This is a genomic window from Psychroserpens sp. (assembly GCF_047633235.1).
In the GTDB taxonomy this organism is placed as follows: Bacteria; Bacteroidota; Bacteroidia; order Flavobacteriales; family Flavobacteriaceae; genus Psychroserpens.
On the sequence record NZ_JBLIET010000002.1, the window covers coordinates 25,612 to 38,824 of the forward strand.

The window sequence follows — 13,213 nt, forward strand, 5'->3', positions numbered from 1 at the left end:
TAAAAAAGCTTCATGAATGTCATGAAGCTTTTCTTTTACCCGCGATATTTTAACGGTAGATGCACGACTTTTTTAGTGTCAAAAAACTCATCTTTAAAATACGCTTCTAGTTTATAAATAGTGGCTGTTTTGTAAGGTTCTAGTTCTTGAGTTAAGTCACCTCCTTTGAGATATAAAATCCCGTTTTTAAGATCGTGTCTTTGCGTTTTAGAAATTTTACCTTTGACCCAATGCACAAAAGTTGGCATCGCAGCTACAGCTCTGCTCACAATAAAATCAAATTGTCCATTAATGTCCTCTACTCTGCTATGTGTAGTTGTAACGTTTGTGAGCCCTAAGCCTTCAACGACTTCGTTCACCACCTTTATTTTTTTTGCGATACTATCTACCAAATGAAATTGACATTCTGGATAGAGAATCGCTAAAGGTATTCCTGGAAACCCACCACCTGTGCCAACATCTAGAATATTAGAATTAGGTTTAAAATGAACCACCTTAGCAATACCCAAAGAATGTAGAACATGTCTTAGATACAACTCATCAATATCTTTTCGAGATACGACATTGATTTTCAAATTCCAGTCTTTATAGAGGTCTTCCAATTTTTTGAACTGTAGGATTTGATCTTCAGTTAAATCTGGGAAATATTCTTGGATAAGCGTCATTTAATAAGGTTTTGACAAAAGTATGTCTTTTTATGTGGATATTTTTAAGATTTTATTATCCTTAGCAGAGCTTTTATTAATTATCTTTGCTAAAATAGAAACATGTGATTTTTCACCTTGTATCAAAAAATTAATAGCATGATTAAACAAACCTTAACCTTTTCTAGAACAGACTCTGCTAAATTCTTTAGAACGCTAAATACGCGCGTTAATGGCTATTTCAAAGAAAATAATATAAAAAAAACAGGAAACTGGAAGCTGTACATAAAAGCAATAATAATGTTCTCATTACTTCTTGGACCATTAGTATTACTATTGACAGTTGATCTACCAACTTGGTTGCAGATTATATGCATGATGGTTATTGGTATAGGAATGGCAGGCGTAGGCATGAATGTCATGCATGATGCAAACCACGGCTCTTTTTCTAGTAAAAAATGGGTCAATAGACTAATGGGAAGTAGCATACACATATTGGCTGGTAATGATTATAACTGGAAAGTACAACACAATGTATTGCACCATACATATACCAATATTCAAGGACATGATGAAGACATTGATGCTGGAAGAATAATTCGGTTTTCGAAACATTCTAAATGGTTAAGAATACATCAATATCAAAAATATTATGCGTTTTTGCTATATGGTTTATTAACTGTTAATTGGGCTATTACAACAGATTTCAAACAAACCTATACCTACCTTAAAAGAAAATTATCTTATGGTGATTTCCCTAATCCTACTGCACAATGGACGAAGTTAATTATTGGTAAGATATTATATTATTCTATTTGGGTGGTCTTACCTATCGTTTTGGGTTATGCTTGGTGGCAAGTTTTAATAGGATTTCTAATTATGCATTACACCGCTGGAATTATTCTAAGCGTCGTCTTTCAACTAGCACACGTAATGCCAAATACTGAAATGCCTATGCCTGATGAAAATGGAACAATGAAAAATACTTGGGCCATTCACCAATTATTTACGACATCTAATTTCTCTCCTAAAAGTTGGATTATCGAGTTTTACACGGGAGGCTTAAATAGACAAGTTGAACACCATTTATTCTCAAATATAAGTCATGTTCACTATAAAAATATAGCCAAAATAGTAAGAGAAACTGCTCATGAATTTAGTTTACCTTACAACGAGTACAATTCTATTTGGATCGCTATTTCTGAACATTATCAGCAATTAAAAGAATTAGGCAGAAAGCCAAGTATCGCTTAATGTAATTTGTAGTTTAAAAATAAGTAATCACAATGAACCTACTTTCAGAAAGAGTTTTAAACATGTCTACGTCTGCTACTTTAGCTATGGCAGCTAAAACAAGAGAGCTAAAAGCAGAAGGAAAAGATATTATTGGTTTAAGTTTGGGTGAGCCCGATTTTAACATACCAGACTATATTAAAGATGCAGCAATACAAGCTGTAAACGACAACTACAATTCATACACACCTGTTGATGGTTATGGAGAATTAAAAGATGCAATAATTACCAAATTCAAAAGAGATAATAATCTCAGTTATAAGCCTTCTCAAATTGTCGTATCTACAGGTGCAAAACAATCGTTAGCAAATATCGCTGCGGTTTTAATCAATACAGGAGATGAAGTTATTTTACCTTGCCCATACTGGGTGAGTTATAGTGACATCGTTCAACTTAATGAAGGTGTTCCTGTTGAAGTAAAAACGTCAATAGAAAACGATTTTAAATTGACACCTCAGCAATTAGAAGCAGCAATCACGCCAAAAACTAAAATGATTTGGTACAGCTCACCTTGTAATCCAAGTGGATCAGTTTATAGTACCGAAGAATTAAGAGCACTAGCAGATGTGCTTCAAAACTACCCAAACATTATCGTTATTTCAGATGAAATTTATGAGCATATCAATTTTATTGGTGGTCATGCAAGTATGGCACAATTTGATGATATGTTTGATAGAACTGTAACCGTAAATGGTGTCTCAAAAGCATTCTCTATGACTGGTTGGAGAATTGGTTACATTGGAGCTCCAGAATATATAGCAAGAGCCTGTACCAAGATGCAAGGCCAAATCACGAGTGGAGCAAACTGTATCGCTCAACGTGCGGTGATTACGGCTCTAAATGAGTCGCCATCTCGCATACAATTTATGGTTGACGAGTTTAAAGTAAGACGGGAATTAATCCTTGGATTACTAGAAGAAGTTGAAGGCTTTAAAACCAATGTTCCAGAAGGCGCATTTTACGTATTTCCTAATATTTCTTCTTTCTTCGGAAAAGTCTTAAAAGGACATAAAATTGAAAATGCCACAGATTTCTCATTGTTTTTATTAGAGCATGCAAATGTTGCTACAGTAACTGGAGTGGCTTTTGGAAATCCGGACTGTATTAGGATTTCTTATGCAGCGTCACAAGAGCAGATTATTGAAGCAATTAAACGAATTAAAGACGCTGTGAGCTAAAGAGTATCCAAGTAAAAAACTATACAAACAGCTATAATAACAAGGATTATAAAAAAGACAGAAAAACAATCTGAATTCTCTTATAATCCTTTTTTGATTTTAATCGTATGTGTTCCAATACTTCTGGACTTACCTTAGGGAAATCAAATTCTGGTTTTCTACTCTTTTCATAGTCTCCAAGAGTTTTTTTATAAACCTCGAAGACTTATCGAGTTTAATACTATTATTACTCTTTAATAAGCGTATTATGGATTCTCCTAAACGCATATGTTTTTAAATTATAATAATTAAAATTAACACGACGATGCAAATAAATATCAAAATAGTCTTAATACAATCCGCCTTTTGCTCTTTAATCATATTTGATTTGATCTTCTCCAAAGCTTCTGGTGTCGCTTCAGGAAAATCATAAACAGATTTTTATTTGCTATAGCTTCTAGACTTATCCTTATTAAAAGCTGAGTGATTCTTCCTTCTTCGATTATTAGTCTTTAAAGAATTAATCATGGTCATCATTGCTCCTTCCCCTCCCATATTTATTTGCTTACATACATTATATATAACATCATCGAAACGAAAGTCACAAAACCTATAATTATTTGCTTTATAAGGTATCTTCTATTTTCTCTTCGAATTTTTATTCTAATACGTCTCAAAATATGTGGGGAAACCATTGGCATTACATAAGGCTTATAACTTAATTCTTTACGAGATCCTCTATTCATTTTAGTAAACGGGACGCGTTTTCCATTCTTTAATAAACTTCTATTATTACTAATTGTAGCATTCATTGATGAAATTCCCATAATATCTTTATTTACACTGAAACATCTTCCAGCAATCCAACTGTCAATATTGACGTATATCAAACCGCACACACCTGCGTACGCCGGCAACGTCTTGAATAAAATGTAAAAGATAATATGAGTAAATGCTCAGTAATATCAGTTAAAAAGTCTAGTAATAATAGTTTATCCTATATGAAGTTTGAAATCACTACTGTAAATTAGAATTGTGTTTCAATTGCTCGAAACAGAAACGAATTAAAGGCCAATAGCTTTTTACATTTTTGGAGTTATAAGATAAACGCCAATACTGTTGCGAACACAGACAGTTTTAAGAGTGTTTCAATACTTGAAGTAAATTGATATTTTCTGCTTTTTAAGAGTTGCTTAATACCAAAGATTGATGTTGTATTTGCGTGGTGTATATTATAATTTACAACCGACTTATAATGAGAGTTTAATAAACCCTCTGGTCTAACAAATTCGGTTTCTAATCTAAGTATGGGCGACGGCTCTAATTCTTGTGCTGTTAATACTAATTCCATGATTATTTGATTTAATTGATTACACTAATAAGACGTGTAGTCCAATAAAATGTTACAATACACTTCATTTGTAAACCGTTAAAAACCAACGTAAAACTCTGGAAATACCTGTGAATATTACTGTTTCCGAAGAAAAAAAATTTATAAATTATTTTGAGATATCCGCGTTGACAGCTCTAATCTTATACACAGAAATTGAATTATCCATAGTTACGACAAGCCGAAAATTCAAAGCATAATTTTAGCTATGCAAAAACAAGATGATAACTTTAAAAGCAAGATGTATTGAGCTTATTATATGCTTTAACTCTTAGACTATCGGTTTCTCCAGAAAAAAGGTGTCAATAAGATCAAAACTGTAAACAATTCCAAACGACCAATTAGCATTAAAAATGAAGCCCACCATTTCCCTAAAGCTGGCAACTCTGCATAATTATTTACTGGCCCAAAATTACCCAACGCAGGACCGACATTTCCTAAACTTGAAGCAGATAAACCCACTGCAGATTCAAAATCTATTTGCATCATAGAAAACACCAATGCACCAACGATAAAGGCCAACATATAGAGGACGAAAAAGCCTAGAATATTAAATACAATATCTCCTGAAACTGCTTTTTTATTATAACGAACAGGGAGAATAGCATTGGGATGTAATGCACGTTTAAACTCTAAAAAACTATTTTTTATCATGATCATATGGCGTACGACTTTTACACCACCAGAAGTACTACCTGCGGAGCCTCCTAAAAACATCAACCCAAAAAAGAAAACTACCAAAAACGGCGTCCATAAGGTATAATCTGCAGTCACAAAACCAGTCGTTGTAATAATGGCAATCACTTGAAATAACGCATGTCTAAAAGACGCTTCGGCTTTTCCAAAAACCATAGGATGATCAATAGACGATATAGAAAAATCTGCTCTAAAATAGATAATGAATGCTGCGATAAGAGTAAAAAGTGCTATAAATTTAAAATACAATTTAAACTCTTCATCAAATATTGCTTTTTGAATTTTGCCTTTGAAAGCAAAATAGCTCAAAACAAAATTTGTTCCCGCTAGAAACATGAATACAATAATAATGTATTGTATTACAGGCTGACCATTCCAATAGGCAATACTAGCATTTTTTGTAGAAAACCCTCCTGTTGATAACGTACACAGAGAATGATTAATAGCATCAAAAAAGGACATTCCTGCAACTTGCAACAAAATAGTTTCGGCAGCGGTATATCCAAAATAGATGAGCCAAAGACGCTTTGCTGTATCTGTAATTCTTGGATGTAATTTATCGGCATTTGGACCAGGCGCTTCGGCAGCGAAAAGCTGCATACCTCCAATACCCAACAATGGCAAAATAGCGATTGCGAGAACAATAATTCCCATTCCACCAATCCAATGCGTCATACTACGCCAAAACAAGACCCCTTTTGGAATCGCTTCTATATCATTTAAAATACTTGCTCCTGTCGTTGTATAACCCGACATAGTCTCAAAAAATGCATTTGTGAAATCTGGTATTGCTCCTGTAATGACATAGGGAAGTGTACCACTCAAGGCCATGACAATCCAACCAAAAGCCACTACAATATAACCGTCTCTTTTGTTAAGTTCCTTCTTGTGTTCTTTTGTAAAAAACATCAAAGCGCCACCCAAAACTAAAACTAGGAGTCCTGCACTAAGCAGCTCTAGAGTCACTCCGTCTTTATAAATAAGACTTATAATTGTAGACAATAGCATAAAACCACCATTGAAAAGACAGAGCAAGCCGAAGAAATGAAAAATGATTTTATAGTTAAGTTTCATGTGTTCGTATTATCTTTTGTGATGTTCACATGGAGCATTTAAAAAACAAAGGCTTTGATCTTTTAAAGTATAGAATGATTGTTTCATGTTTTGTAATTAGAAAAAGAAGCGTTCTACTTGACTTATCGACCTAGGTAAACAACATACTACGACTTTGTCTCCCATTTCAATTTTAAAATCCCCTAATGGAATAAGTCCTATATCATCTCGAATGACTCCTCCAATAATAGCTGAACGCGGAAAATCTAAATCTTTAATTTTATTTTGTGTGATTTTTGATTTTGAATTCACTTCAAATTCTAGCAGCTCAGCATTCATATTGGTGAGTTTAGTCATTGCGACTACCTCTCCTCGTCTTATATATCTAAATATATTATTGGCTGCAAGAAGTTTTTTATTGATTAAAGTATCGATACCAATAGATTGTGATAACTGGTAATAATCCATATTCTCAACGAGTGCTATTGTTTTCTTAACACCTTTAGATTTTGCTACTAGGCAAGACATGATATTAGTTTCAGAATTCCCTGTAACTGATATAAAGGCATCCATATCTGAAATGTTTTCTTCATCAAGCAATTCAACATTACGTCCATCACCATTAATAACCAGTGCATTTGGTAAATCATCTGCACATTCAAAAGCAACTTCACTATTACTTTCTATAAGTTTGACTTTAAATTTACTTTCACAGAGGTCTTTGGCTGTTTTATAGCCTATTTTACTTCCACCTAAAATCATAATATTTTTAAGCTCGGCTTTTACCTTACCTGAAAGCTCAAACAGTTCTTCATCTCCACCTTTCGATGTCATAAAAACAACTTTATCACCTTCTTTAAACTCGGTATCACCTCTTGGTATGATTGTATACTGTGTTCCAAAACGTTGAATAGCAATAGGTACAAAATGTAATTCTGGAAACACTTCTGCGGCTGCTCTAACAGTTTTACCAACAAAACTAGCTGTTCTAGATAAGCGCAAACTCAACATGGTTAACTTTCCTTCTTCAAACTCATAGGTATCATTAAAACCGTATTGATTGAGCAGTAATTCTATTTCTGCTGCTGCTAAATTTTCTGGTGAGATCAATTCGTCAATACCAAACTTGGTAAACCCTACATCATCCTCTTCATCTAAAAACTCTGAATTTGATATTCTAGCAATCGTTTTTTTAGCTCCTAATTGCTTGGCAAGTACACACGCTGTAATATTTGTAGTTTCCGAGGACGTCACAGCAATAAATAAAGCTGCCGTATCAATTCTCGCTTCCCTCAAAATAGCAATTGAAGTCACATCACCTTTAATGACTCTAATATCTAGGTGATCACTTGCATAAGCTAAACTATTTTTATCGGTATCTATTAAGGTAATCTCTTGTGACTCGTATGATAATAGTTTGGCTAAATGAAATCCAACTTCTCCTGCTCCAGCAATAATTATTTTCATGGGAATTTTATTCAAAAAAACATACAAATATACATCATTATTATGGCATTAATGCTTTTGTAAATTAGAGCTTAGATTATTTAATACTATTAGATTTGAGTATATTTGCAAAAAAAAGAAATGTCCTCAAAAGTAACTCCATACAAGGATAGTGATTTGAATAAGAAGCAACAAGTCGCTCAAATGTTTGATAACATCTCAAAAGAATACGATGGTTTAAACCGTGTTATATCTTTTGGTATTGATATCAAATGGCGAAATAAAGTGGTTGCTATTGTCTCAAAAACCAATCCAGAGCGCATTTTGGATATCGCCACTGGAACAGGCGATTTAGCCATTAGCTTAGCTAAAACTAATGCCAAAGAAATTATTGGATTAGATATTAGTAATGGAATGTTAGAAGTCGGTAGAAAAAAGATTAAAAATAAAAATTTAGATAAGCTTATCCATATGGTTGTTGGTGATTCTGAAAGTTTACCGTTTGAAGACAATAGCTTTGATGCCATAACTGTAGCTTTTGGTGTTAGAAATTTTGAAACATTAGATAAAGGACTAGCCGAAATTCTTAGAGTTTTAAAACCAAAGGGGACATTTGTCATTCTTGAAACCTCTGTACCTACCAAAACGCCATTCAAACAGGGTTATAAATTCTATACGAAGTATGTGATGTCTACGATAGGAAAACTCTTTTCTAAAGACCAATCTGCTTATACCTATTTGCAAGAATCTGCATCTGTTTTTCCTTATGGTGAGGTTTTAAACAATATTTTACGTAAAATTGGGTTTATTAACGTGCAAGACCAACCACAAACTTTAGGTGTCGCTTCAATTTATACAGCGTCTAAAGCGTAACGTGTTTACAAGTCATTATCATCATATTTATGAAACGAGCAAGTTGAACGCATTATCACCCAAGAAAATGATTAATAGCAATCAGCATGTGACCGTTGAAAACAATACCTATAAACACATGAAAAGAGTACTTATAATTTTAATACTGTTTTTTATATCTCTGAGTGCCTCAGCACAATTATTTACTAGGGAAAAAATAAAAAATATTGAAAATTTTGATAAGCAAAGACTGTCATGGGGTTTTTACCTTGGGTTAAATAGTTATGATTATCAATTTACTTACGAACAAGATCAACCAGACATCTTGGTAGAAACCAGTACAGGTTTTAGTGTTGGTTTAGTCTCTAACCTTAGGCTTAACGATTATCTAGATTTACGCTTTGAACCCGGTTTATTTATTACGACTAGAAATTTACAATATGATCCTGTTTATTTTGAGGGTTTAGAACCTAATAGTTCTGATTTAATGCGCGAAGTAAAATCAACATATGTTCATTTTCCTTTATTATTAAAAGTATCAACCAAACGGTTTAATAACTTTAAACCTTTTATTATTGGTGGTGTTTCTGCTGCTCTTAATTTATCCAGTAACGAGGAAAATCCAGATGATAATGCCGCAGGTCAATTTAGAACTAAGAAAAACGTTTTATTTTATGAACTAGGCTTTGGAATCGATTTCTATAATCAGTATTTTAAATTCACACCTTCTATTCGTGGTGTTTTTGCGCTTAATGATGAATTAGTTAGAGATGAAGATCCAAATAGCCCATGGACTGGAAATGTTACTACAATGAAAACCCGTGGTGTCTTCTTAAATTTTACGTTTCAATAAAAGAAGTTTTCAATTTTTAGTTGCAATTATCAGTGCTTATTGTTGTAGTCAAAGCCTTCCTATTAATACCATTAGCCGTCAATGCTTACCAAAACCCTAATGACCTAAGACCATAAAAACAAATTAATCCTGTAGATTTTAAGAAACATAAGTTGCCCTGAATATCATTCAGACACTATATCAATATCCTCTACAACTCAAACTATAAACTGTACCTGTTTATGACCGTTTAAACTCACTCAAAACAATAGCAGTTGCAGTGGCTACATTTAAACTTTCGGTAGCTTTTAAATCACCAAACTTCGGGATACTTAGCTTTTTAGTTATCAGTTTTTCAATAGATTCTGAAATTCCATTTGCTTCATTTCCCATTACAATCATACCACAGTCTGGTAAGTTTTTAGAATATATTTCATCTCCATCCATGAATGTGCCAAAAACGTCATGTTTATAACCCTTAATATACGTTTCCAAATCTGTATATTCAATATCAACTCGTGCTAACGACCCCATTGTTGCCTGCACAACTTTAGAGTTATAACAATCTACGGTTGCATTGCTACAGACTAAGTTCTTAATACCAAACCAATCGCAAAGCCTGATTATCGTCCCTAAGTTTCCTGGATCACGAACATCATCTAGAGCTACAATTAATCCGTTGGACCCACTGTTTTTTTTCTCCTGAGCATTCGACAGAATGGTCGGAATATTAAAAATAGCCACTGCAATATTGGGAGATTTTAGACCACTAATTTTTTGTAATTCTTTTTCGGATACCAGTATCGTCTCAGCGTCAAAAATAGCGTCCGTAGAAAATAATAGATGTAACTTAAATTCTGAATTCAAAAACTCCTTAACGCCTTTTATTCCTTCTACCACGAATAGTTGTTGTTGTTGTCTAAACTTTTTCTGATTTAAACTCGTAATTAACTTTATGTGGCTTTTGGTTAACATAAAATAGCTTATAATTTTTGTGGTTTTAACGAAAATACAAAGTAATACTTTTTTGGTCTATTATTTGTTATCCTATTCGCTTTAGAAAACAACATCCCGTAAATTAATTGAAGACATTATAGATTTATTACTTTCAATTCAATTGGTAAATAGTATTTAAACTGTAAATTTGAATTGATTTTAAATGCAAACATTCTCTCTTTTGAAACTTTTGAAATATAACGGTTTAAAACTATTAATCTTTAGTTTGATATGCACGATATTCTCTTGCGATGTCATGAAGCGTGTTAAAAAAGATGAGTATTTATTGATAAGTAATACCGTTTTGGTTAATGACAAGAAAAACACCACTGAGACTGTTGACAACCTTCAATACCAAAAACCTAACGGTACTCTTTTAGGCACTCCATTACGCGTTCATATCTACAATTTGGCAAGACCAAATATCGATTCTATTTTAAAAGCAAACGTATTGGATAACCCTAGAAAAGTTGCTTGGAAAACAAAATTACTTTCAGAAAAACAGTTTTATAGAGAACTCCAATCTAGAAAAAACCTCAATAGTTGGCTCATAAAAACTGGAGAAGCGCCTGCAATCTACAAGGACACTAGAGCAGAAAAAACAGCCTTAGCACTTAAAAAATATTATTTCAGTAAGGGTTGGTTTGATGTAAAAACGTCTTTTAATACCGAAAAAGACAGTTCACAAAGAGCAAAAGTCACCTACAATGTCACTACTGGAAACCCTTATATTTTAGATTCAATTAAATCTAACATAAAAACTCCTATTATAGATTCATTGTACAACTCTAAATTAAAGATAGGCTCCTTAATCTCAAAAGGTCAGCAGTATAATGAAGCCAATTACGCTAGTGAACGAGACCGATTAACAACACAACTTAGAAATTCTGGTTTTTATTATTTTGGACAAGACTACATCACCTTTGACATTGATACTGTGGGAACTAATAAAAAAATTAATACAGATTTAATCATTGCTGATAGAGCCATAAGAAATGAAGATTCAGTAGCTCGTGTTCCTTTTAAAAGGTATAAAATAAAGGATGTTAATATTTTTACAGATTACAAAAATGAATACCGAGATTCAACAATAACAGACTCTGTAAACTTTAAAAACTATAATATATACAGTTACAATAAGTTAAAATTCAGGCCTAAAGCGATTACAGATGCCATGTTTATTACAAAAGGAAACATCTTTAAAGATATTGATAGAACCAGAACCTATCGCTATTTAAGCGAATTACAAGCTTTTAAATATCCGCGAATTGACTACGTCCCTAATGAACAAGACTCGACCTTAGTTGCGAACGTATACCTTGTACCGAAGAAAAAATTTGAGCTTACAACAAGTTTTGAAATATCACAAAGTAATATACAAACCGTAGGTTTTGCCTTTAATACTGGTTTATTAATTAGAAATATCTTTAGAGGCGCAGAAACTTTAGAAATTTCTGGACTTGGCGCCATTGGGTCTTCTAAAGATGCCTCTAACAGTAATGATCAGTTTTTTGATATTAATGAAATTGGTGGAAATATTAGGTTGAGTATTCCTCGGTTTTTTCTCCCCTTTAAAACAGAAAAAATTGTTCCTAAGTACATGTCACCTAGCACACGAATCAATTTAAGCGCAACTAGTCAACGAAATATTGGATTAGATAAACAAGCATTAACAGGAACTTTAAACTACAACTGGTACCCTTCAAAAAAAGTAACCAATAATGTTGATTTATTGAATGTACAGTTTGTAAAAAACCTTAATACAGCCAACTATTTTGGCGTGTATCAAAACTCGTTTGAAAGATTAAACACGATAGCACAAAATATTGGTTTTATAGGTCCAGATGAAACCCTGAGAGATCCTGCAAGTGAAGGAGGCTCTTTTAATCCTGCAGATCAATTTATAAATGAGGTGGTTAGTGGCAACACCTCAATTACAACAGCCGATGATGACTTCATTACCGTTAACAATATTAAGCAACGTAAAGAACGTCTTACCGAAGACAACCTCATTTTCTCCTCTAGTTTCAATTATGTGAAAAATAGACGAGAAAACTTATTTGATAAAAACTTCTCTATCCTTAAATTACGTTTAGAACTTGCTGGAAATTTACTATCTAACCTCTCAAACGTTTTAGATCTTAGTAAAAATCAAGACGGCAAATATGAAGTTTTTGACGTACCATTCTCTCAGTTTGTAAAAGCAGAAATGGACTACGTAAAGCATTGGGATCTGGGAAGAAAAAACGAGTTTGCAATTCGAACTTATTTTGGGATTGCAATACCTTACGGCAACTCAGATAACATCCCATTTGCAAAAAGTTTCTTTGCTGGTGGACCAAATGATATTAGAGCATGGAGCGCCTATAATTTAGGCCCAGGAAGTTCATTAACTACCAATGAATTTAATGAGGCCAATTTAAAGATCACATTGAGTGCAGAGCAACGTTTCAATTTATTAGGACGTTTTAATGGCGCCTTTTTTGTTGATGCAGGAAACATTTGGAATGTTTTTGACAACGTAGATGATGAGGCTGCAACCTTTGGTGGTTTTGACTCTTTAAAAGATATTGCTGTAGGTTCTGGTTTCGGTATTCGATATGACTTTAGTTTCTTCGTATTAAGAGGTGATATTGGTTTCAAAACTTACGACCCTTCTAGAGCACTTGGCGATCGTTGGTTTAAAGAGTACAACTTTAATAATGCCGTTTACAACATTGGAGTCAACTATCCTTTTTAATACTATCTTTTCTCCCTTTTTTTTCTTCGGAAACGATAACGTTTGCGTAAATATCTATGCCATGAAACTCGTAAAAACCATTAAAATTATTCAAAATTTATGTATTTTTGAAAC

Annotated in this window: 10 protein-coding genes; 5 read left to right on the plus strand and 5 right to left on the minus strand. The window is 33.2% G+C overall.

The window, feature by feature from the left end:
- Nucleotides 1-35: 35 nt before the first annotated feature.
- Entirely contained in the window at nt 36-665 is a 630-nt protein-coding gene (gene rsmG, locus ACJAZK_RS00745) for a 16S rRNA (guanine(527)-N(7))-methyltransferase RsmG (RefSeq protein ID WP_415222124.1), read from the minus strand.
- 138 nt (nt 666-803) lie between these two features.
- Between rsmG and ACJAZK_RS00750 the strand changes: the two genes are divergently transcribed.
- Both ACJAZK_RS00750 and ACJAZK_RS00755 read left to right on the plus strand, forming a co-directional pair.
- Nucleotides 804-1,898 carry a fatty acid desaturase family protein gene (locus tag ACJAZK_RS00750; RefSeq protein ID WP_028872471.1) on the plus strand — a complete coding sequence of 365 codons (1,095 nt, stop codon included), beginning with the start codon at nt 804-806 and terminating at the stop codon, nt 1,896-1,898.
- Nucleotides 1,899-1,930: 32 nt separating this feature from the next.
- On the plus strand, nt 1,931-3,115 hold the full coding sequence (locus ACJAZK_RS00755; RefSeq protein WP_415222125.1) for a pyridoxal phosphate-dependent aminotransferase: 1,185 nt from the start codon (nt 1,931-1,933) through the stop codon (nt 3,113-3,115).
- Between the two features lie 1,075 nt (nt 3,116-4,190).
- On the opposite strand, the gene ACJAZK_RS00760 is transcribed toward ACJAZK_RS00755, so the two are convergent.
- The 3 genes from ACJAZK_RS00760 to trkA form a co-directional block, all read right to left on the minus strand.
- Complete coding sequence (locus tag ACJAZK_RS00760; RefSeq protein WP_415222126.1) at nt 4,191-4,445, minus strand: hypothetical protein; 255 nt, start codon at nt 4,443-4,445, stop codon at nt 4,191-4,193.
- Between the two features lie 315 nt (nt 4,446-4,760).
- On the minus strand, nt 4,761-6,254 hold the full coding sequence (locus tag ACJAZK_RS00765; RefSeq protein ID WP_415222127.1) for a TrkH family potassium uptake protein: 1,494 nt from the start codon (nt 6,252-6,254) through the stop codon (nt 4,761-4,763).
- A 96-nt stretch (nt 6,255-6,350) separates the two neighbouring features.
- Nucleotides 6,351-7,700 (minus strand): Trk system potassium transporter TrkA, encoded by a 1,350-nt coding sequence (gene trkA, locus ACJAZK_RS00770; RefSeq protein WP_415222128.1) that lies wholly within the window; start codon nt 7,698-7,700, stop codon nt 6,351-6,353.
- 120 nt (nt 7,701-7,820) lie between these two features.
- Between trkA and ubiE the strand changes: the two genes are divergently transcribed.
- Both ubiE and ACJAZK_RS00780 read left to right on the plus strand, forming a co-directional pair.
- The gene (gene ubiE / locus ACJAZK_RS00775; RefSeq protein WP_415222129.1) at nt 7,821-8,552 is read left to right on the plus strand and encodes a bifunctional demethylmenaquinone methyltransferase/2-methoxy-6-polyprenyl-1,4-benzoquinol methylase UbiE; all 732 of its coding nucleotides are present in this window, start codon (nt 7,821-7,823) and stop codon (nt 8,550-8,552) included.
- Between the two features lie 118 nt (nt 8,553-8,670).
- Entirely contained in the window at nt 8,671-9,384 is a 714-nt protein-coding gene (locus tag ACJAZK_RS00780) for a porin family protein (protein ID WP_415222130.1), read from the plus strand.
- Between the two features lie 219 nt (nt 9,385-9,603).
- Here the strand turns inward: ACJAZK_RS00780 and ACJAZK_RS00785 are convergent, their stop codons facing one another.
- The gene (locus tag ACJAZK_RS00785) at nt 9,604-10,338 is read right to left on the minus strand and encodes a TrmH family RNA methyltransferase (RefSeq protein WP_415222131.1); all 735 of its coding nucleotides are present in this window, start codon (nt 10,336-10,338) and stop codon (nt 9,604-9,606) included.
- Between the two features lie 202 nt (nt 10,339-10,540).
- On the opposite strand from ACJAZK_RS00785, the gene ACJAZK_RS00790 reads away from it, so the two are divergent.
- Nucleotides 10,541-13,099 (plus strand): BamA/TamA family outer membrane protein, encoded by a 2,559-nt coding sequence (locus ACJAZK_RS00790; RefSeq protein WP_415222132.1) that lies wholly within the window; start codon nt 10,541-10,543, stop codon nt 13,097-13,099.
- Nucleotides 13,100-13,213 lie beyond the last annotated feature (114 nt).

Bases quoted from the DNA above. Each gene is read 5' to 3' on its own strand.
- rsmG (WP_415222124.1), bottom strand. From the start codon at position 665: ATGACGCTTATCCAAGAATATTTCCCAGATTTAACTGAAGATCAAATC.
- ACJAZK_RS00750 (WP_028872471.1), top strand. From the start codon at position 804: ATGATTAAACAAACCTTAACCTTTTCTAGAACAGACTCTGCTAAATTC.
- ACJAZK_RS00755 (WP_415222125.1), top strand. From the start codon at position 1,931: ATGAACCTACTTTCAGAAAGAGTTTTAAACATGTCTACGTCTGCTACT.
- ACJAZK_RS00760 (WP_415222126.1), bottom strand. From the start codon at position 4,445: ATGGAATTAGTATTAACAGCACAAGAATTAGAGCCGTCGCCCATACTT.
- ACJAZK_RS00765 (WP_415222127.1), bottom strand. From the start codon at position 6,254: ATGAAACTTAACTATAAAATCATTTTTCATTTCTTCGGCTTGCTCTGT.
- trkA (WP_415222128.1), bottom strand. From the start codon at position 7,700: ATGAAAATAATTATTGCTGGAGCAGGAGAAGTTGGATTTCATTTAGCC.
- ubiE (WP_415222129.1), top strand. From the start codon at position 7,821: ATGTCCTCAAAAGTAACTCCATACAAGGATAGTGATTTGAATAAGAAG.
- ACJAZK_RS00780 (WP_415222130.1), top strand. From the start codon at position 8,671: ATGAAAAGAGTACTTATAATTTTAATACTGTTTTTTATATCTCTGAGT.
- ACJAZK_RS00785 (WP_415222131.1), bottom strand. From the start codon at position 10,338: ATGTTAACCAAAAGCCACATAAAGTTAATTACGAGTTTAAATCAGAAA.